The 19,686-nt window shown below is 69.8% G+C and carries 18 protein-coding genes; 6 read left to right on the top strand and 12 right to left on the bottom strand.

Annotation, left to right across the window (positions count from 1 at the left end; translation table 11 throughout):
- Window positions 1-119: 119 nt before the first annotated feature.
- The 5 genes from ACH4SI_RS09445 to gap all read left to right on the top strand — a co-directional run bounded on the left by ACH4SI_RS09445 (window position 120) and on the right by gap (window position 4,316).
- Entirely contained in the window at window positions 120-1,133 is a 1,014-nt protein-coding gene (locus ACH4SI_RS09445; protein WP_398294467.1) for a hypothetical protein, read from the top strand.
- A 160-nt stretch (window positions 1,134-1,293) separates the two neighbouring features.
- On the top strand, window positions 1,294-1,740 hold the full coding sequence (locus ACH4SI_RS09440) for a hypothetical protein (RefSeq protein WP_398294465.1): 447 nt from the start codon (window positions 1,294-1,296) through the stop codon (window positions 1,738-1,740).
- Window positions 1,728-2,270, top strand: coding sequence for a hypothetical protein (locus ACH4SI_RS09435; RefSeq protein ID WP_398294463.1), 543 nt, complete (start codon window positions 1,728-1,730; stop codon window positions 2,268-2,270). Before ACH4SI_RS09440 ends, ACH4SI_RS09435 begins: the two co-directional genes overlap by 13 nt.
- Before the next feature lie 16 nt (window positions 2,271-2,286).
- The gene (locus ACH4SI_RS09430; protein ID WP_398294461.1) at window positions 2,287-3,243 is read left to right on the top strand and encodes a GlxA family transcriptional regulator; all 957 of its coding nucleotides are present in this window, start codon (window positions 2,287-2,289) and stop codon (window positions 3,241-3,243) included.
- 74 nt (window positions 3,244-3,317) lie between these two features.
- Window positions 3,318-4,316, top strand: coding sequence for a type I glyceraldehyde-3-phosphate dehydrogenase (gene gap, locus ACH4SI_RS09425; protein ID WP_398294459.1), 999 nt, complete (start codon window positions 3,318-3,320; stop codon window positions 4,314-4,316).
- Window positions 4,317-4,332: 16 nt separating this feature from the next.
- On the opposite strand, the gene ACH4SI_RS09420 is transcribed toward gap, so the two are convergent.
- The 6 genes from ACH4SI_RS09420 to ACH4SI_RS09395 are packed head-to-tail and all read right to left on the bottom strand — an operon-like array spanning window position 4,333 to window position 10,854.
- Complete coding sequence (locus tag ACH4SI_RS09420; RefSeq protein WP_398294457.1) at window positions 4,333-5,124, bottom strand: GNAT family N-acetyltransferase; 792 nt, start codon at window positions 5,122-5,124, stop codon at window positions 4,333-4,335.
- A 29-nt stretch (window positions 5,125-5,153) separates the two neighbouring features.
- Window positions 5,154-6,230, bottom strand: a complete 1,077-nt coding sequence (locus tag ACH4SI_RS09415; protein ID WP_398294455.1) for an ABC transporter ATP-binding protein — start codon at window positions 6,228-6,230, stop codon at window positions 5,154-5,156.
- Window positions 6,169-7,239 carry an ABC transporter ATP-binding protein gene (locus tag ACH4SI_RS09410; protein ID WP_398294453.1) on the bottom strand — a complete coding sequence of 357 codons (1,071 nt, stop codon included), beginning with the start codon at window positions 7,237-7,239 and terminating at the stop codon, window positions 6,169-6,171. Before ACH4SI_RS09410 ends, ACH4SI_RS09415 begins: the two co-directional genes overlap by 62 nt.
- Before the next feature lie 2 nt (window positions 7,240-7,241).
- On the bottom strand, window positions 7,242-8,303 hold the full coding sequence (locus tag ACH4SI_RS09405; protein WP_398294451.1) for an ABC transporter permease: 1,062 nt from the start codon (window positions 8,301-8,303) through the stop codon (window positions 7,242-7,244).
- Complete coding sequence (locus tag ACH4SI_RS09400; protein WP_398294449.1) at window positions 8,296-9,219, bottom strand: ABC transporter permease; 924 nt, start codon at window positions 9,217-9,219, stop codon at window positions 8,296-8,298. The genes ACH4SI_RS09405 and ACH4SI_RS09400 overlap by 8 nt, the downstream gene beginning before the upstream one ends.
- Window positions 9,220-9,222: 3 nt before the next feature.
- A complete protein-coding gene (locus ACH4SI_RS09395) occupies window positions 9,223-10,854 on the bottom strand; it encodes an ABC transporter substrate-binding protein (protein WP_398294447.1) in 1,632 nt (543 codons plus the stop codon).
- 367 nt (window positions 10,855-11,221) lie between these two features.
- On the opposite strand from ACH4SI_RS09395, the gene ACH4SI_RS09390 reads away from it, so the two are divergent.
- Window positions 11,222-11,434: a hypothetical protein gene (locus tag ACH4SI_RS09390; protein ID WP_398294445.1), complete on the top strand. Its 213-nt coding sequence runs from the start codon at window positions 11,222-11,224 to the stop codon at window positions 11,432-11,434.
- Window positions 11,435-11,537: 103 nt separating this feature from the next.
- On the opposite strand, the gene ACH4SI_RS09385 is transcribed toward ACH4SI_RS09390, so the two are convergent.
- The 6 genes from ACH4SI_RS09385 to typA all read right to left on the bottom strand — a co-directional run bounded on the left by ACH4SI_RS09385 (window position 11,538) and on the right by typA (window position 19,632).
- Entirely contained in the window at window positions 11,538-12,695 is a 1,158-nt protein-coding gene (locus tag ACH4SI_RS09385) for an ABC transporter ATP-binding protein (RefSeq protein ID WP_398294443.1), read from the bottom strand.
- Entirely contained in the window at window positions 12,688-13,746 is a 1,059-nt protein-coding gene (locus tag ACH4SI_RS09380) for an ABC transporter ATP-binding protein (protein WP_398294441.1), read from the bottom strand. The genes ACH4SI_RS09385 and ACH4SI_RS09380 overlap by 8 nt, the downstream gene beginning before the upstream one ends.
- An 11-nt stretch (window positions 13,747-13,757) precedes the next feature.
- Window positions 13,758-14,705, bottom strand: coding sequence for an ABC transporter permease (locus ACH4SI_RS09375; RefSeq protein ID WP_398294439.1), 948 nt, complete (start codon window positions 14,703-14,705; stop codon window positions 13,758-13,760).
- Window positions 14,698-15,624, bottom strand: coding sequence for an ABC transporter permease (locus ACH4SI_RS09370; RefSeq protein ID WP_398294437.1), 927 nt, complete (start codon window positions 15,622-15,624; stop codon window positions 14,698-14,700). The genes ACH4SI_RS09375 and ACH4SI_RS09370 overlap by 8 nt, the downstream gene beginning before the upstream one ends.
- An 89-nt stretch (window positions 15,625-15,713) precedes the next feature.
- Window positions 15,714-17,339, bottom strand: coding sequence for an ABC transporter substrate-binding protein (locus ACH4SI_RS09365; protein ID WP_398294435.1), 1,626 nt, complete (start codon window positions 17,337-17,339; stop codon window positions 15,714-15,716).
- Between the two features lie 427 nt (window positions 17,340-17,766).
- Window positions 17,767-19,632, bottom strand: coding sequence for a translational GTPase TypA (gene typA / locus ACH4SI_RS09360; protein ID WP_398294433.1), 1,866 nt, complete (start codon window positions 19,630-19,632; stop codon window positions 17,767-17,769).
- Window positions 19,633-19,686 lie beyond the last annotated feature (54 nt).

Raw genomic sequence — 19,686 nt, 5'->3', positions numbered from 1 at the left:
TCCCCTACAACTGCCCCCAGGGGACCGTGAGTTTCTTGACGTGAACGCGAGGCCGCGCATCTAATGAGCTGCCCGCTGCAGGACGTATGCGGGGCGGCTCTCAGGAATACGGTGGGAAGTTGACTGTCGGCAAGCACGACGCGTCCGGCGCGGGAGACGCGGCCGCCGCGGCGGCGGAGCCCGCCGCGCGGGAGGCCCCGGCCGCCCCCGCGCCCCGGGAGGCCGAGGCCGAGCCCGTGGCGGACAAGGGTGCCGAATCCGCCCCGGCTCCGGCTCCGGCAACGGCAACGGCATCCGCTCCGGAAGCTTCCCGCGTCTCACGTACCGAGGAGCACGAGGGCGCGAACATCGCGGAGACCGCCACCGCGGGCGGCCCGGGACCGTCGGCCGGGACACCGGGGCCGGCGCGGCCGCCGGGCGGTCCGCGACGGCCGGTGCTCGCGGGGGCCGCGATCGTCGGGGCGCTCTTGCTGGCCGTGCCGCTGCTCGTGGTGGCGGGGAAGCTCGGCTCCTCGGAGAAGGACGGCCGGGACGACTCGAAGGCGGCGACGAAGGTACTCGAACACGAAGGCGCGCGTGCCGGGGAGTACGAGGCGGCCTCCCCGGAACCCAGCCGGAGCCCCCAGGAGAAGCCGAAGTCCAAGGAGTCCACGGCGAGCGCGCGGCCCCCTGCGGCCCGCTCCCCGCTCCCGTCCAAGGGCCCGAAGTCCGCCAAGCCGACCAACGCCGCACACAAACCGTCCCCCCAGCGGACGTCCGCGAAGCCCAAGGACAACAAGAGCGTCGCGGGGAGCACGGGAGACGCTGCCTGGGGACCGAACAGCGAACTCTGCATGGGTGCGAGCTGGCCCTCGCGCGACGGGCGTACCGAGCTGCGGATGCAACAGGACGGCAACCTGGTCGTGTACCGGGACGGGCAGCCCGTCTGGGCCGCTCCGGACGCCCTGGGCCGCGGCAACTGCGCCACCTTGCAGACCGACGGAAACTTCGTGCTCTACGACCGCGACCACAACGCTGTCTGGGCGACGGGGAGGGATCTGCACGCCACAAGCGTGAAAATCCAGAACGACGGCAACTTCTGCCTGTACAACGACGCGGGCGCCCCGGTGTGGGCGAGCCGCACACAGCGCTGATCCATGCGGCTTCCACAGCGGATGGGTCTTCCCCACGTCCTCGACCCCACTCACCGACTACGTCCCCGGCGCCCGGCCACACCACGACGGGACGGTCTGGGACAAGGATCCGTACGGCTTCGGGGGCGCGGCGCCGGGCACTCTCAGGCTGAACCTCACCGTGTCGGGGAGAAACGGCCACGCCATCGTCCTCAAGGCTTTCACCGTGCGCATCATCAAGCGCGCCGAGCCCATGAAGGGCGCAGTGCTCGACCCGTCGAAGCCGACCGAGGGATGTGGCGGCGGGGGCGACTCGCTCGACCTCTGGTACGGCAAGAAGGATCTCGACGCCAACCCGCCCCACTGGGTTCCGCACGCCAAGAGCGCGGAAGGGAACGAAACGGGCAGCCTGCGGTTCCCCTACAAGGTGACGGCCTCGTCCCCCGTGCAGCTCGAAATCGATGTCTCGACACGTCACTGCGACTGCACCTGGGTCGGCCGGCTGGACTGGTCGGACGGAGCCACCTCCGGCACTTCGACGCTCACGGACAAGGGTCGCCCCTTCCGTACCACTCCCACAGCCGGTCTGCCCAGTTACCGGTGGGACGGCCACACATGGCGAAAATGATCAGGGCGGGCCGTCTGGGACTGGTCATGGCCTGCGTTCTCTCGGCGGTCATCGGCTACGCCATGGTGCGGCTCTGGCCGTTCGGCGCGGACGGTGGGGGACGTCCCGCCGGAGCGGCGAGCACCGCGGTTCCCTTACCGCGGAAGACGGCACCCGGCCCGAAGGAGTGGACCTTCAACGCCTCCGTCCATTGGGTGGCACACAGCGGTGGCCTGACCGTGCGCGGGGACCGTACGTTCGAGATCGACGCGCGCACGTACCGCGACTGCGCGGAGGACAGCCGACCTCCCTGCGACGACCTCAGGGGCGGGAAAATGGGCATCGTGGTGCACGGCGTCATCACCCAGGTCTCCGGCGTACGGGCGACCGGGCGCATCACCCGCACCACCGCCCCCACGCGGTACCCCCTCGGCCCCATCACCTTCACTCTCGATCCGCCCCACGACGCCGTCAGCGCCCAGCCGCGCCACGTTCAGGGGGTGGCCAACTTCTGCGGGCCGACGGCGCCACCGATGTGGTGCGGTGCCTGACCCGTAGCCTGGTCCCGTGCCAGCCTCCCGCCTGCGTCGCGTAGCCGTCCTCGTGCTCGACGGCGCCAAGCCGCTCGACGTCGGCATTCCCGCGCAGGTGTTCACGACCCGGGCGAGCATGCCGTACGAGGTGCGGGTGTGCGGCGCGGCGCCCGGGCTGGTGACCGGGGGCGACGGGCTGTCGTACCACGTCGCCCAGGGGCTCGACGCGCTCGCGTGGGCCGACATCGTGTTCATCCCGGGCTACCGGTTCCCGGACCGCGACGATCCGCCGCGGGCCGTCGTCGACGCGCTGGTGGCCGCCCACGACCGGGGCGCGCGGCTCGCCGCCATCTCGACGGGGGCCTTCGCGCTCGCCGCCACGGGCCTGCTCGACGGCAGGCGCGCCACGACGCACTGGCACTACACGCGGGCGCTCGCGGCGAAGCATCCCCTCGTCCAGGTCGACGAGAACGTTCTGTTCGTCGACGAGGGCAGCGTACTGACGTCGGCCGGTGCGGCCTCGGGGATCGACCTGTGTCTGCACATCCTGCGCGGCGACCTCGGGGTGGCCGCGTCGAACCACGCGGCCCGGCGGCTCGTCGCGGCCCCCTACCGCAGCGGCGGTCAGGCGCAGTACGTGCCGCGCAGCGTGCCCGAGCCGCTGGGTGAGCGGTTCGCCGCGACCCGCGAGTGGGCGCTGCACCGGCTCGGCGAGCCCCTCAGCCTCGAAACCCTCGCCCAGCACGCGGCCGTCTCGGCGCGCACCTTCTCGCGGCGCTTCGCCGAGGACACCGGATACACGCCGATGCAGTGGGTCATGCGCGCCCGCATCGACATGGCCCGCGAGCTGCTGGAACGCTCGGAGCGCAGCGTCGAGCAGATCGCCGCCGACGTCGGTCTCGGCACCGGTGCCAATCTGCGGCTCCACTTCCAGCGCATCCTCGGCACCACTCCGCGCGAGTACCGTCGCACCTTCACGCTGGGCGAATAGCCCTGGCGCGATCCTTGTGGAGTGTGGCGCTCACGCCACTGCCCCGGCGGATGCCGCGCACGAATCCTGGTGGCATGACTCGCATCGCCATCAACGGATTCGGCCGCATCGGACGCAATGTGCTGCGCGCCCTGCTCGAACGCGACACCGACCTCGAGATCGTCGCCGTCAACGACCTCACCGAGCCCGCCACCCTCGCCCGGCTCCTCGCCTACGACTCCACGGCCGGCCGGCTCGGCCGCCCGGTGACCGTCGACGGCGACACCCTCGTGGTCGACGGCCGACGCATCAAGGTGCTCGCCGAGCGCGACCCGGCGCAGTTGCCCTGGGCCGAACTCGGCGTCGATGTGGCGCTGGAGTCCACCGGCCGCTTCACCTCGGCCAAGGCCGCCCGCGCCCACCTCGACGCGGGTGCGAAGAAGGTACTCGTCAGCGCGCCGTCGGACGGCGCCGACGTCACGCTCGCCTACGGGGTGAACACCGACGCGTACGACCCGGCCGTGCACACGATCGTCTCCAACGCCTCGTGCACGACCAACGCGCTCGCGCCGCTGGCCGCGGTGCTGGACGAGCTGGCCGGTATCGAGCACGGCTTCATGACGACGGTGCACGCCTACACCCAGGAGCAGAACCTCCAGGACGGCCCGCACCGCGACGCCCGCCGCGCCCGCGCCGCAGGTGTCAACATCGTGCCGACCACGACGGGCGCCGCCAAGGCGATCGGCCTCGTGCTGCCGAACCTCGACGGCAAGCTGTCGGGCGACTCGATCCGCGTGCCGGTTCCGGTCGGTTCGATCGTCGAGCTCAACACGACCGTCGCCCGCGACGTGACGCGCGACGACGTGCTGGCGGCGTACCGGGCGGCGGCGCAGGGCCCGCTCTCCGGTGTCCTGGAGTACTCGGACGACCCGCTCGTGTCGTCCGACATCACCGGCAACCCGGCCTCGGCCATCTTCGACTCGGCCCTCACCCGCGTCGACGGCCGCCACATCAAGGTGGTCGCCTGGTACGACAACGAGTGGGGCTTCTCGAACCGCGTGATCGACACGCTCGGGCTCCTCGCCGGCCGCTGACGGGCGGCGCAGGCCGTCAGCGGAAGCGCGAGAAGACGTGGGCGCGGCCGACGGGGACGAAGCCGCGGCGGGCGTACCAGAGCCGCGGCCAGTCCTCGCCGTCGGCGACCAGGAAGCGCAGGGCGCACCCCGCGTCGGCCGCCCGCCGCAGGGCGCCGGACAGCACCGCGTCGGCGTACCCACGCCGCCGCGCGTGCTCGGCCGTGGCCACCTCCTCGATCTGGGCGATGCCGTCGGCGGGCTCCAGGTAGAGGTCGGCCCAGGAGGCGACGTCGCCGCCCTCGTCGTGCACCCCCAGGAACCACACCTCCTCGGCCCCGTCCCGCCGGGCCGCCCGGCGCCCCACGAGCTGACGCACCGTCTCCTCGTCCGCGTCGGGCATCCACAGCCGCTGCTGGTTCGCCAGCGCCCGCCACAGCGGCCCGTACGGATCGGGCCCCAGGTCCAGCTCCACGACCTCCCGGCCACCGGGCGGCGGCTCCGGCACCGGCCCGGTGTGCGTCATCACCAGCTCGACCCCGTGCTCGTACCCCGCGAGGGTCATCGAGGCCGCGCACGCGAGCCCGAGCCGGTCGTCGTACACGGTCACCCGGCGGTGCGGCAGCCCCGCCATGGCCGCGTCGGCGACGGCCGGAAGCTCCGTCGGCTCGACGGGTCCGTCGATGTGGATCTGGTTGTGCTCGTGCGAGCGCGCGTAGCGGTCGTGGCGCACCAGGAACCCGCCCGGCACGGGACTGACCTCGGCGGACTGCCGACGGGCGAAGAGGAGCCGGAAGTCGATGGCGCGCTGGAGGTCGTTCTGCGGCATGCTGCGGATCGTAGGCGTCCGGCCCCGTGCTAGCCGACTGCGGCCCGCTCCTCCGCGAAGTGGCACGCCGACGGGTGCGCGGCTCCGCCCCTCAGTCCCGGCGGCACGACCAGCGCCGGGGCCTCCGTAGCGCAGCGGGGCTCGGCCCTCCAGCAGCGGGTGCGGAAGCGGCAGCCGGTGGGCGGGTCGGCCGGGGAGGGGACGTCGCCGGTCAGCAGGATGCGCGTCCGGCCCTCGCGCGCCGCCGGGTCCGGGACGGGGACGGCGGACAGCAGGGCCTGGGTGTACGGGTGGGTGGGGTGGTCGTAGATCTCGGTGCCCGTGCCGGTCTCCGCGAAGCGGCCCAGGTACATCACGGCGACCCGGTCGCTGATGTGCCGGACCACGGACAGGTCGTGGGCGATGAAGACGTAGGCGAGGCCGAACTCGTCCTGGAGGCGTTCCAGCAGGTTGACCACCTGGGCCTGCACCGAGACGTCCAGCGCCGACACCGGCTCGTCCGCGACGATGACCTCGGGGCGCAGGGCGAGGCCGCGGGCGATGCCGATGCGCTGGCGCTGCCCGCCGGAGAACTGGTGCGGATAGCGGTTGATGTGCTCGGGGTTGAGGCCGACGACGTCCAGCAGGTCCTGGACCGCGCGGCGGCGGTCGCCCTTGGGGGCGGCCTCGGGGTGGATCTCGTACGGCTCCCCCACGATGTCGCCCACCGTCATCCGGGGGTTGAGCGAGGTGTACGGGTCCTGGAAGACCATCTGGATGTTGCGGTGGACGGCCCGCAGGGCGCGCCCGGACAGCCGGGCGATGTCCTCGCCCCGGTAGCGGATCGAACCGGCGGTCGGCCGCTCCAGGCCGACCAGCAGCCGGGCGAGGGTGGACTTGCCGCAGCCGGACTCGCCGACGACGCCGAGGGTCTCGCCGCGCCGCAGGTCGAAGGAGACCGTGTCGACCGCCCGGACCGCGCCGGTCGCCCGCTTGACCAGCACGCCTCGGGTCAGCGGGTAGAGCTTGGCGAGGCCGCGGACCTCGAGGACGGGCGGGGCGGGGTCAGCCGCCGAGGGGGCCGACGGTACCGGCGGTGCCGAGGGGGTCGAGGGGGTCGAGGCCATGCAGCTCCTCCTTCCAGAAGTGGCAGGCGCTGGCCCGCCCGCCCGCGCCGGGGTCGGCCCCGGCGTCCGTCACCTCGTACAGCGGCGGCCGGTCGGTGCGGCAGATGTCGCGGGCGCGCGGGCAGCGGGGGCTGAACGGGCAGCCCGGGGGGAGCGCGAGCGGGCTGGGCGGCAGCCCCTTGATCGCGTACAGCTCGCCGCCGCGGTGACCTGCCCGGTGGTCCACGCGCGGGATGGAGTCGAGCAGTCCGCGGGTGTACGGGTGGGCGGGGCGCCGGTACAGGTCGCGCACCGGCGCGGTCTCCACGATCCGGCCCGCGTACATCACGGCGATGGTGTCGGCGACGTCCGCGACCACGCCCAGGTCGTGGGTGATGAGGATGAGCCCCATGGCGTACTCGGCGCGCAGCTCCGCCAGCAGATCCATGACCTGGGCCTGGACGGTGACGTCGAGCGCGGTGGTCGGCTCGTCGGCGATGATCAGCTCCGGCTCCAGGGCGATCGCCATCGCGATCATGATGCGCTGGCGCATCCCGCCCGAGAACTGGTGCGGATAGTCCCCGGCCCGCGCCGCCGCGGCCGGGATGCGGACCCGGTCCATCAGCTCGACGGCCCGCGCCCGGGCGTCCTTGCGGGACATGCCGCGGTGCACCTGGTACATCTCGGCGAGCTGGGCTCCCACCGGGAGCACCGGGTTGAGGGCGGACAGCGCGTCCTGGAAGATCATCGACATCTTGGCGCCGCGGATCCGGCGGCGCTCCTCGCCGCTCAGGGTCAGCAGATCGCGCCCCTGGAAGAAGACCTTGCCGCCGGTGACGAAGGCGGGCGGGGTGTCGAGGATGCCCATGATCGCCTGGGCGGTCACGGACTTCCCCGACCCCGACTCGCCCAGCACGGCCAGCGTCCGCCCGGCGTCGACGGCGTAGCTCACGCCGCCGACGGCCTCGGCGACGCCGTCCCGGGTGTGGAAGGCGACGCGCAGGTCCCGTACGTCCAGCAGGCGGGTCACGGCTAGCGCAGCTTCGGGTCGAGGGCGTCACGCACCGCGTCGCCGAGCATGATGAACGCGAGGACGGTGAGGCTGAGCGCCCCGGCGGGCCACAGCAGCATGTGCGGGGCATTGCGGATCTGGGTGGACGCGGACGAGATGTCGATGCCCCAGGAGACGGTGGGCGGTTTCAGCCCCACGCCGAGGAACGACAGGGTCGCCTCCAGCGCGATGTACGTGCCGAGCGCGATGGTCGCGACGACGATCACGGGGGCGACGGCGTTGGGCGCGATGTGCCGCACCAGCATCCGGCCGTTGCCCGCCCCGAGAGAGCGCGCCGCGAGCACGTAGTCCTGCTGTTTGACGGTGACGACCGTGGCGCGGGCGATGCGGGAGATCTGCGGCCAGCCCAGCAGCACGATGAAGCCGACCACCGGCCACACCGAACCGCTGGTGACCACAGACAGGAAGACCAGCCCGCCGAGCAGGATCGGGATGCCGAAGAAGACATCGGCGATCCGCGAGAGCAGCGCGTCCCACCAGCCGCCGAAGAATCCGGCGAGGCCGCCCAGCACGCTGCCGAGCAGCGCGGCGCCCGCGGTGGCGCAGATGCCGACGGTGATGGAGGCGCGGGCACCGTAGACGGTGCGGGTGTAGACGTCCCGGCCCTGGAGGTCGAAGCCGAAGGGGTGGCCGGGGGCCGGGCCGTCCTGCGCCTTGGCCAGGTTGCCCTGGTACGGATTGCCGTCCGCGATGAGCTGCGGCCAGACGGCGATGGTGACGAGGAAGAGGATGACCAGCGCGGAGAGGACGAAGACGGGGTTGCGGCGCAGGTCGTGCCAGGCGTCCGACCACAGCCCGCGGGAGCCCTGCCCCGGGTCCGGGGAGCCCCGGCGGCGCGCGACGAGGCCCGGGAGCAGGCTCAGGCGCAGGCGCGGGAGGGGGCGGCGGTGCCACGGCCGGCTCCGCGGCCCGCCCTCCAGGGTCGCGGTGCCGGTGGGCGCGAGGTCCACCGGTGGGTCGGAGGGCGAGGGCGTATCGGACCGCGCTTCAAGGGGCTCAAGGGGCTCAAAGGGCTCAGGCATACCGGATCCTCGGGTCGAGCACGGCGTAGAGGAGGTCGACGAGCAGGTTGGCCAGCAGGAAGACGATCACCAGGATGGTGACGAAGCCGACCACGGTCGGTGAGTTCTGGCGCAGGATGCCCTGGTAGAGCTGGTAGCCCACGCCATGGATGTTGAAGATCCGCTCCGTGACGATGGCCCCGCCCATGAGTGCGCCGATGTCGGTGCCGATGAAGGTCACCACCGGGATCAGGGAGGTGCGCAGCAGATGCCGGACGACGATCCGGCGGCGCGGCAGCCCCTTGGCGACGGCGGTGCGGACGTAGTCGGCGCGGGCGTTCTCGACGAGCGAGGTGCGCGTGAGGCGGGTGGTGTACGCGAGGGACACAAGCCCCAGCACCACCCCGGGCAGCAGCAGTTCGGTGAACGGCGCCTCGGGGGCGACGGACGGCCGGGCCCAGCCCCACCGCACGCCGAAGACGTACTGGAGCACGGTGCCGCTGACGAACGTCGGGATGGACACCACGACCAGGGTGAGCAGCAGCACCGAGGTGTCCAGGCCCCGACCGCGGCGCAGTCCGCTGAGCACACCGAGGGTGATGCCGAGCGCCATCTCGAAGACGACGGCGACGATGGTGAGCCGCAGGGTGACGGGGAAGGCGCCGGCCATCAGCTCGGTGACGGGCTGTCCGTTGAAGGCGGTGCCGAAGTGGCCGCTGAACACCTGCCCCATGTAGTGGACGTACTGGCTCCACAGCGGTTCGTCGAGGTAGAGGTCCTTGCGGATGCGGGCCGCGGTGGCGGGGTCGGGGGCCTTGTCGCCGAACAGGGCGGCGACCGGGTCGCCGAGCGCGTAGACCATGAAGAAGATCAGGAAGGTGGCGCCGAGGAAGACCGGGATCATCTGCAGCAGCCGCCGCAGCACATAGCGGCCCATGGCTCAGCCGACCCTGATCTGGTGGTAGACGGGCACGCTGAACTGGTTCAGCGTCACGTCGCTGAGCCGGGAGGCGTAGCCCGCGCTGCCGTTCTGGTACCACAGCGGGATGGCGGGCATCTGCCGGGCGAGGATCTTCTCGGCGTCCTGGAAGGCGGTGATGGCGGCTCGGTCGGCGGGGGCGGCGTTGGCCTGGTTCACCAGCCGGTCGAAGCCGGTGTCGCTCCAGTGGCCGTCGTTGGAGGAGGCGTCCGTGTAGTACAGCGGCTGGAGGAAGTTCTGGATCAGCGGATAGTCCATCTGCCAGCCCGCCCGGAAGGGGCCGGTCATCCGCTTCCCGGCCATCTTGTTGCGGTAGTCGGCGAAGGTGCCGACCGGTTTGCCGACGCACGCCCGGTCGCTGCGCAGCACGGTGTTGACGCTGTTGCAGACGGCGTCGACCCAGTCCTTGTGGGAGCCGGTGTCGGCGTTGTACGTGATCGTCATCCGGCCGCCGGGCAGCCCGCCGCCCTCCCGGATCAGCTTCCGGGCCCGCTCCGGATCGTATGAGCAGGCGTCCCCGCACAGCCCCGGCTGGTAGCCGCCCTGGCGGCGCAGCACCGGGGAGGTCCAGTCGGTGGCGGGGGTGCGGGTGCCGCGGAAGATCCGGTCGGTGATCTGCGCGCGGTTGATGGCCATGGAGATGCCGCGCCGCAGCTTCGCGTGGGCGGGCCCGCTCCATGCCCGGTCGTACATGGGGAAGGTGAGGGTCTGGATGATCCCGGCGGGCTGGTTGATGTAGCGGTTGCCGAGATCGGAGCGGACGAACTTCAGCTGCTGGGCCGGGACATCGTCCACCAGATCGAGATTGCCCGCCTGGAGATCGGTGTAGGCGGTGTTGCTGTCGGTGTAGACGCGGAGGTCGACCCCTTTGTTACGGGCCTTGTCGGGGCCCTGATAGCCGTCCCAGGCGCGCAGCTTCATGACCGAGCCCTTGTCGTAGGACCGCACCTGGTAGGGGCCGTTGCCGACGGGCTTCTTCAGCCAGGCTGCGTGGTGGGTGAAGAACGCCCGGGGCAGCGGCGCGTAGGCGTTGTAGCCGAGCGTCTTGGGCCAGGAGGAGAACTTCTGGGTGAGCCGGACGGTGAAGGTCCGCTCCCCCGTCACCCGCAGCCCGGAGAGGGTACGGGCGGTGGGGCGGCCGGAGACGGGGTGGACCTTGTCGTACCCCTCGATGTACTCGAAGAAGTACGCGTTGCGCTGCTTGTTGTCGAGCAGGGCCCCGTAGTTCCAGGCGTCCGTGAAGGACTTCGCGGTGACCTTCTCCCCGTTGCCGAACCGCCGGCCCTTCTTGATGGTGACGGTGTACGTGCGCTGGTCGTCGGTGGTGATCCGGTCCGCGAGCGCGTCCTTGGCCTCGCCGGTCGCCGGGTCGTACCGCTTGAGCCCCCGGAAGATCATGTCGAGGACCTTGCCGCCCTGGACGTCGTTGGTGTTGGCCGGCTCCAGCGGGTTGGGCGGATCGCCCCAGGAGGAGCGGATGATGCCGTCGGACGAGCCGGAGTCACCGCCGCAGCCCGCGACGGCCGGGGCGACGGCCACGCAGAGGGCGCACAGCACGCACCGCACCCGCATGACGCGCAGGGCTCCGCGCATGGCGCCTCCCGAGGGCCCGGTCCAAGATCAGCCTTAGGCCCTCATCACACACCGGGGCAGGGCGGCGCGCACGCCGGTGGCCGCTGTCCGTGGCAGCGGCCCGGTGGCACCGCGGGGAAAGCGCTATGGGTAAAGCGCGAGCCGAGCGGTCCGTCCCGCGCTCGGCAAGCGCTTTCTACACCACTGTGGCCCACCAGTCCCCCCGTGGCAAGCCTCTGTACCGAAACTTTAATCGATTCAATTCCGAACCCTGGGTTGGTGCGGGTGTGACGCGTGGGGGACGCGGGGCGCAGTCAGAGTGAGGCAGACCGCGGTTGTGGTCCCGGTCGCCTGACACAAGAGATCACTGACGAAGGAAGCGTGCCTTATGAGCTACAACACCCAGATCGAGACCCGCGAGATATCCGACGCCGACCTGAACGGCGTTGCCGGCGGCGCGGCCGGTCTGGCCCTGCAGGGCGGCACCCCGGGCCAGCTGGAGGGCACCGGCGGCGCCGAGCTGGCCGGCCACAGCGTCATCGTGGACGGTGCGGCGGACCTGCGGACCGGCCAGGCAGGCCTCAGCGTCAACGCCACCTGATCAGCCGTAACGGCTGAACATTCTCGATGCCCGAACCCCCCTCGGCCGCACTGTCGCCGAGGGGGGTTCGTCATACGCGGGCGCCTCGCCGCGCAGGGCGCGGTTATGCGTGCACCACGTCCTTCTCCTCCGCGAAGTGGCACGCCGACTCGTGCGCCGCGAGGGAGTCCGTACCGGCGAACCGCTCGGGGATGGCGAGCAGCGGCACCTCCTTGGCGCACTTGTCCTCCGCCTTCCAGCAGCGGGTGCGGAAGCGGCAACCGGAGGGCGGGTTGGCCGGGGAGGGGACGTCGCCGGTGAGGATGATCCGCTCCCGGCCCTCCCGCGACTCCGGGTCGGGCACCGGGACGGCGGACAGCAGGGCCTGGGTGTACGGATGCGTCGGGTGGTCGTAGATCTCGGCGTCGGTGCCGATCTCGGCCATCTTGCCCAGGTACATCACGCCGACCCGGTCGGAGATGTGGCGGACGATGGACAGGTCGTGGGCGATGAAGATGTAGGACAGGTTGAACTCGTCCTGGAGCTTCTCCATCAGGTTGATGACCTGCGCCTGCACGGACACGTCCAGCGCCGAGACCGGCTCGTCGCAGATGATGATCTCCGGGTTGAGCGCGAGGCCGCGGGCGATGCCGATGCGCTGGCGCTGGCCGCCGGAGAACTGGTGCGGATAGCGGTTGAGGTACTCCGGGTTGAGGCCGACGACGTCCAGCAGCTCCTGGACCTTGCGCCGCCGGTCGCCCTTGGGCGCGACCTCGGGGTGGATCTCGTACGGCTCGCCGATGATGTCGCCCACCGTCATGCGGGGGTTGAGCGAGGTGTACGGGTCCTGGAAGACCATCTGGATGTTGCGGCGGACGGCCCGCAGGGCGCGCCCGGACAGCTTGGTGATGTCCTGGCCCTTGTAGAACACCTCGCCCGCGGTGGCGGTCTCCAGGGTCATCAGCAGCTTGGCGACGGTGGACTTGCCGCAGCCGGACTCGCCGACGATGCCGAGCGTCTCGCCCTGGTAGAGGTCGAAGGAGACGCCGTCGACCGCCTTGACCGCGCCGACCTGCTTCTTGAAGAGGATGCCCTGGGTCAGCGGGAAGTGCTTGACCAGGTTGCGCACCTGGAGGATCGGCTCCCCCCGGTCGACATGTGCGTCGAGGGCGGCCACGGCCTCGTCCTCGTTCGCGGCGTCGACCGTCGTCACCTCGGAGACGTTCGGGGTGGCCGCTTCCGCTGCGTCCACGGCCTTGTCGTCCTTCTCCGTCTCAGCCATGGATCGTCTCCTTCCAGAAGTGGCACGCGCTGCCGCGGCCCGGCAGCGCGGTGCCGTCCTGCTCGGTGACCGCGGCCAGCGCCGGGACCTCGGTGGTGCAGATGTCCTGGGCCTGGGGGCAGCGCGGGTTGAAGGCGCAGCCCGAGGGGATCTTGAGCAGATTGGGCGGCAGGCCCTTGATCGCGTACAGCTCCTGGCCCTTGTGGTCCAGCCGCGGGATCGAGTCGAGCAGCCCCCTGGTGTACGGATGGGCGGGGCGCTTGTACAGCTCGTGCACGGGGGCGGTCTCCACGATCCGGCCCGCGTACATCACCGCGATCTTGTCGGCGACGTCCGCAACCACGCCCAGGTCATGGGTGATCAGGATCAGGCCCATGTTGTACTCGCGCTGAAGCTCCGCGAGCAGGTCCATCACCTGGGCCTGAACGGTCACGTCGAGCGCGGTGGTCGGCTCGTCGGCGATGATCAGGTCCGGCTCCAGGGCCAGCGCCATGGCGATCATGATGCGCTGGCGCATACCGCCGGAGAACTGGTGCGGGTAGTCGCCCACCCGCTCCTTGGCGGCGGGGATGCGGACCCTGTCCATCAGCTCGATGGCCTTGGCCTTGGCGTCCTTCTTGGACAGCCCCTGGTGGACCCGGAACATCTCGCCGAGCTGATAGCCGACGGAGAGCACCGGGTTCAGCGAGGACAGCGCGTCCTGGAAGATCATGGCGATCCTGCGGCCGCGGATCTTGCGACGGTCCTCCCCGCTCATGGTGAGCATGTCCTCGCCGCGGAAGAGGATCTGCCCCTGCGGGATCTTGCCGGGCGGCATGTCCAGGATGCCCATGATGGCCTGCGCGGTCACGGACTTGCCGGAGCCGGACTCGCCGAGCACGGCGAGGGTCTCACCGGCGCTCACGGAGTAGTTGACGCCGTTGACGGCCTTGGCGACACCGTCGCGGGTGTGGAACTCCACGTGCAGGTCGCGGACTTCCAGCAGCGGCCCGCCGTTGTCGTCCCCGTCGCGCGCGGAGGGGACGGCGCTGGTCTTCTCGATCGTGGTCACGTACGCCTCCCTCAGCGCAGTTTGGGGTCGAAGGCGTCGCGTACGGCGTCGCCGAGCAGGATGAACGCCAGCACGGTCAGGCTCAGGAAGGTGGCCGGGACGAGCAGGACGTGTGGGGCCTCCCGCAGCAAGTCGTTGGCGTCCGAGATGTCCACGCCCCAGGAGACCGTCGGCGGCTGGAGGCCGATACCCAGGTACGACAGGGTGGCCTCGGTGGAGACGAAGCCGCCGAGCGCGATGGTCGCGACGACGATCACCGGGGCGAGGGCGTTGGGCAGGATGTGCCGGAACAGGATCCGGGTGGTGCCCGCACCGAGCGCGCGTGCCGCCGTCACGAAGTCGGCCTGCTTCTGGGTGATCACGGCACCGCGCATCACCCGGGCGAGTGGCATCCAGCCGAACGCGATGAGGGCAAGCGTGACGGTCCAGATCGTGCGGTGAGTGAACGCCTGGAGCAGCACCAGACCGCCGAGCAGCAGCGGGATGCCGAAGAAGATGTCGGTGAGCCGGGAGAGCAGGGTGTCGAGCCAGCCGCCGAAGTACCCCGCGAACATGCCGATCAGACCACCGACGAGGGTGACCCCGAGGGTCACGCAGACGCCGATGATGACCGAAGCACGGGCGCCGTAGATGGTGCGGGCGTAGACGCTCTGGCCCTGGCCGTTGTAGCCGAACCAGTCCGCCTGGAAGATGTGCCCCCAGTTCGGCTTGCCCAGGTAGTGGTTGCGCAGATCGGCGTGACGCGGATCGACATCCGTGAACAGCCCGGGCAGCGCCGCCATGAGCAGGAAGAGCACGAGCAGCACGGCGGAGAACCAGAAGATGGGGTTGCGGCGCAGTTCGCGCCAGGCGTCCTGACCCAGGCTGCGTGCCTTGGTGACCTCGCCGCTCGCCGGCGGCGTGACAGCGGGGCCTGACGGCGCGGGGCCGGCCTCGGGAGCCAGTGTGTTCTCAGGCATAGCGGATCCTCGGGTCCAGGACTGCGTACAACAGGTCGACGACCAGGCTGCTCACCAGGTAGATGAGGACGAGCACGGTCACGATGCCGACGACGGTGGGACCCTCACTCGTCTGGATGGCCTTGAAGAGGGTGTTGCCCACGCCCTGGATGTTGAAGATTCCCTCGGTGACGATGGCGCCGCCCATGAGCGTGCCCAGGTCGGTGCCGAGGAACGTGACGACAGGGATGAGCGAGTTGCGCATCAAGTGGACGCCGATGATCCGGCGTCGGGGCAGGCCCTTGGCGAGCGCGGTGCGCATGTAGTCGGCGCGGAGGTTCTCCACCACGGTGGTCCGGGTCAGACGCGACACATAGGCGAGCGAGAGGGCGCCCAGCACCAGGGCCGGTACGAACAGCTGCCCGAGGTCCATGGAGTCCTGGACGGTCGGGGTGATCCACTTCCACTTGACGCCGAGCAGGAACACGGCGAAGAAGCCGATCACGAACACCGGGATCGAGGTCACGATCAGGGTGAACACCAGGACGAACTGGTCCAGGAACTTGCCCCGCATCAGGCCCGTCACCACACCGAGCGCGACGCCGACGACCACCTCAATGGCGAAGGCGAAGAGCGCGAGCCGGATGGTGACCGGGAAGGCGTCGGCCATCAGCTCGGAGACCGGGCGGCCGGTGAAGCTCTGTCCGAAGTCGCCCTGGAAGAGCCCGGTGAGGTAGTCCCAGTACTGGGTCAGCAGGGGCCTGTCCAGCCCGAACTGGTGGCGCAGTCTCTCGACCGTGGCGGGGTCGGCCGCCCGGGAGCCGAAGAGCGCCTTGATGGGGTCGCCCGGGAGCGAGTACACCATCAGAAAGATGAGCAGGGTGGTCCCGATGAAGACCGGGATCATCTGGAGCAGTCGCCTCGCGACGTAGCGCCCCATGGGTGTCCTCCTGTCGCCGACGCACCCAGCGACCGCCCGTCCGGGTGGGACGGGCGGTCACTGGGCTCGCGTCACTGCAAGCCGTACGACTACTTCTTGACCTCGACCTCGGTCCAGATCGCCTGGCGGAACGTGTCGAACTTGACGTTCTGGACGTTCTTGGAGTAGCCGGCGTTGGTGTGGTCGAAGAAGAGCGGGATGGACGGCATGGTGTCCTTGAGCTTCGCCTCGGCCTCGGCGTAGAGCTTGTTGGACTCCTCGATGGTCTTGGCCTTGTCGGCCTCCTCCATCAGCTTGTCCAGCTTCTTGTCGCTGAAGCCGGAGTCATTGGCGCCCGCACCGGTGCGGTACTGCTCCGAGATGAAGTTGGAGATGTTCGGGAAGTCCTGGACCCAGGCCATCCGGAACGCGCTGTTCATCTTCTTGTCGGTGATCTCGGTGCGCAGCTGCTGGAAGGTCGCGCGCGGCTCGGCGACACAGGGCACGCCGGCGTTCTGCTTGATGTCGTTGCAGACCGCCTCGGACCATTCCTTGTTGCCGCCGTCGGCGTTGTAGGCGATGGTCATCTTGCCGCCGGGGACGCCGCCGCCCTCCTTGATGAGCTGCTTGGCCTTGCTCGGGTTGAACTTGCAGTACTCACCACAGGCGTTGGGCTTGTAGCCGTCGACGACCTTCGGGGTCCAGCCGTCGGCCGCGTCCTTGGAGCCCTTGAGCGCGGTCTTGGCGATGGTCTCACGGTCGATCGCCATGGACAGGCCCTGGCGGACCTTGGCCTTCTCCGGCTTGCCCCATGCCTTGTCATACATCGGGAAGGCGATGGCCGTGTTGCCGCCATACATCTGGTCGACCGAGCGGTCACCCAGGTCCGTCTTGTAGACGTTCACCGCCGACGGCGGGACCTGGTACATGATGTCCAGCTTGTCGGAGACCAGGTCGTTGTAGGCGCTTTCTTCCTTGTTATAGAACTTGAAGGTGATGCCGCCGTTCTTGGGCTTGTCCGTGCCCTTGTAACCGGCGTACTTCTTCACCTTGAACTGGACCTTGTGCTCCCACTTGCCGTCGACCTCGTAGGGGCCGTTGCCGATGGGGGCCTCGCCGAACTTCTTGGGGTCCTTGAAGAACGCCTTGGGCAGCGGGTAGAAGGCGTCGTAGAAGAGCCGGTCCTTGAAGGTGGAGACCGGGTGCGACAGCTTGATGGTGAACTCGGTCGGGCTCTTCACCTTCAGACCGGACATCTTGTCGGCCTTCGGGTCACCCTTCTCCGGGTGGACCTCGTCGTAGCCCTCGATGTCGGCGAACCAGGAGGAGTTGAGCTGGGCGTTCTTGACGTTCGCCGCCCAGTTCCAGGCGTCCACGAAGGAGTTGGACGTGACCTCTTCCCCGTTGTGGAACTTCCAGCCCGGCTTCAGTTTGACCGTGAAGTTCTGGTTGTCCGGGGACTCGACGCTCTGGGCGACCTGGTTCACCAGGTTGCCCTTCACGTCGTAGCCGACCAGACCACGAAAGAGGTTCGCCAGGATGTAGTGGCCGCCGACCTCGTTGGTGTTGGTCGGGATCAGCGGGTTCTGCGGCTCGACGTCGTCGTAGGTGTACACACCGTTCGGGTCGACAGCGGCCTTGCTGTCGCCCTTGTCACCGCCGCCGCCACAAGCGGTCGCGGCCAGTGCCACGACCGCGGCCATCGCGACCCACTTGGCGCTCTGGGCACCACGCATGGGTTTGCCTCCTCCGGAGTCCTCTGCTGCTTCGAGAGGGGTGTCCGGATGACACGCTGACACCCCTGACAGCGAAAGGGACCGGACCCCCCAGATGTGCTCGCAGGCCCTCGCTCCCCACAGCGTGCGACCCGTTGACCCGAGCTCAATGGACCCCATGATTGAGCACGCCAGCCTCGTAAACCACACCTTATGGGTCTCGCTTTGGTCACATCATCTACGCGCGGAGCCTCGAAATCCGGACAAAACTGCCGCAGACAGACACACGCGAAACGGACTGTTAACACATCATGCGGAGCCTCAACACCGATATCCGGACACCCATCGCCGGATAACCGCTTGACTGGCAGCTTCCTGAAACGGCGACGGCCCGGGCCCCGCCATGGAAGCGGAAGCCCGGGCCGTCAGTGGCGCACAGAGGCGAAATTCAGCGCTTGGCGCGCGACGCGGCGCGGCCGCGCTCCTTCTGGTCCAGTACGACCTTGCGGATGCGGACCGTCTCCGGGGTCACCTCGACGCACTCGTCGTCGCGGCAGAACTCCAGGGACTGCTCCAGCGACAGCAGCCGCGGCGGCACCAGGGATTCGGTCACGTCCGCGGTCGAGGACCGCATGTTGGTGAGCTTCTTCTCCTTGGTGATGTTCACGTCCATGTCGTCGGCGCGCGAGTTCTCGCCGACGATCATGCCCTCGTACACCTCGGTGCCGGGCGAGGTGAACAGCACGCCGCGCTCCTGGAGGTTGGTCATCGCGAACGCGGTCACCGCGCCCGAGCGGTCGGCCACCAGGGAGCCGCTGTTACGGGTGCGCAGCTCGCCGAACCACGGCTCGTGGCCCTCGAAGATGGAGTGCGCGATACCGGTGCCGCGGGTCTGGGTCAGGAACTCGGTGCGGAAGCCGATGAGGCCGCGGGACGGCACGATCCACTCCATGCGGATCCAGCCGGAGCCGTGGTTGGTCATGGTCTCCATGCGCCCCTTGCGGGTCGCCATCAGCTGGGTGATGGCGCCGAGGTGCTCCTCCGGCGCGTCGATGGTCAGGCGCTCGATCGGCTCGTGGAGCTTGCCGTCGACCTCCTTGGTGACGACCTCCGGCTTGCCGACGGTCAGCTCGAAGCCCTCCCGGCGCATCGTCTCGACGAGGATCGCCAGCGCCAGCTCGCCGCGGCCCTGGACCTCCCAGGCGTCGGGGCGCTCGGTCGGCAGCACGCGCAGCGAGACGTTGCCGATCAGCTCCTTCTCCAGGCGGTCCTTGACCAGCCGGGCGGTGACCTTGTGGCCCTTGCCGCCCTTGCCGACCAGCGGCGAGGTGTTGGTGCCGATGGTCATCGAGATGGCCGGCTCGTCGACGGTGATCAGCGGGAGCGCGATCGGGTTCTCGGGGTCGGCCAGGGTCTCGCCGATCATGATGTCCGGGATACCGGCGACCGCGCAGATGTCCCCGGGCCCGGCCACCTCGGCGGGCTTGCGGGTGAGCGCCTCGGTCATCATCAGCTCGGTGATGCGGACGTTGGAGATCGTGCCGTCGCGCTTGATCCAGGCGACGGTCTGGCCCTTCTTCAGCTCGCCCTGCTCGACGCGGAGCAGCGCGATCCGGCCGAGGAAGTTGTCCGCGTCCAGGTTGGTGACGTGGGCCTGGAGCGGGGCGGCCGCGTCGTACTCGGGCGCCGGGACGGTCTCCAGCAGGGTGACGAAGAACGGCCAGAGGCTGTCGCTGTCCGCCGGGACGGTGCCGTCCTCCGGCTTGGTCAGCGAGGCGATGCCGTCCCGGGCGCAGGCGTAGACGATCGGGAACTCGATCTGCTCCTCGGTCGCGTCCAGGTCCAGGAACAGGTCGTACGTCTCGTTGACGACGTCGTCGATCCGGGAGTCCGGGCGGTCCGTCTTGTTGATGCACAGGATGACCGGCAGCTTGGCCTGGAGCGCCTTGCGCAGCACGAAGCGGGTCTGCGGCAGCGGGCCCTCGGAGGCGTCCACCAGCAGCACCACGGCGTCGACCATGGACAGCCCGCGCTCGACCTCGCCGCCGAAGTCGGCGTGGCCGGGGGTGTCGATGATGTTGATGGTGACGGGGTCACTGCCGTCCGCCGGGTGGTACTTCACGGCGGTGTTCTTCGCGAGAATGGTGATGCCCTTCTCGCGCTCCAGGTCGTTGGAGTCCATCACCCGGTCGTCCACCTGCTGGTGCGCGGCGAACGCACCGGCCTGCTTGAGCATGGCGTCGACGAGGGTCGTCTTGCCGTGGTCGACGTGGGCGACGATGGCGACGTTACGAATATCGTGGCGCGTGGGCATACGAGCGCGCTTCTCCCGGTTTCGTGGGTGGCAGCGCGCTCCTTTGTCCGGCGC

Source organism: Streptomyces sp. NPDC021212, from assembly GCF_044332925.1.
GTDB lineage: Bacteria > Actinomycetota > Actinomycetes > Streptomycetales > Streptomycetaceae > Streptomyces.
This window is presented reverse-complemented; position numbering and strand designations above follow the sequence as displayed.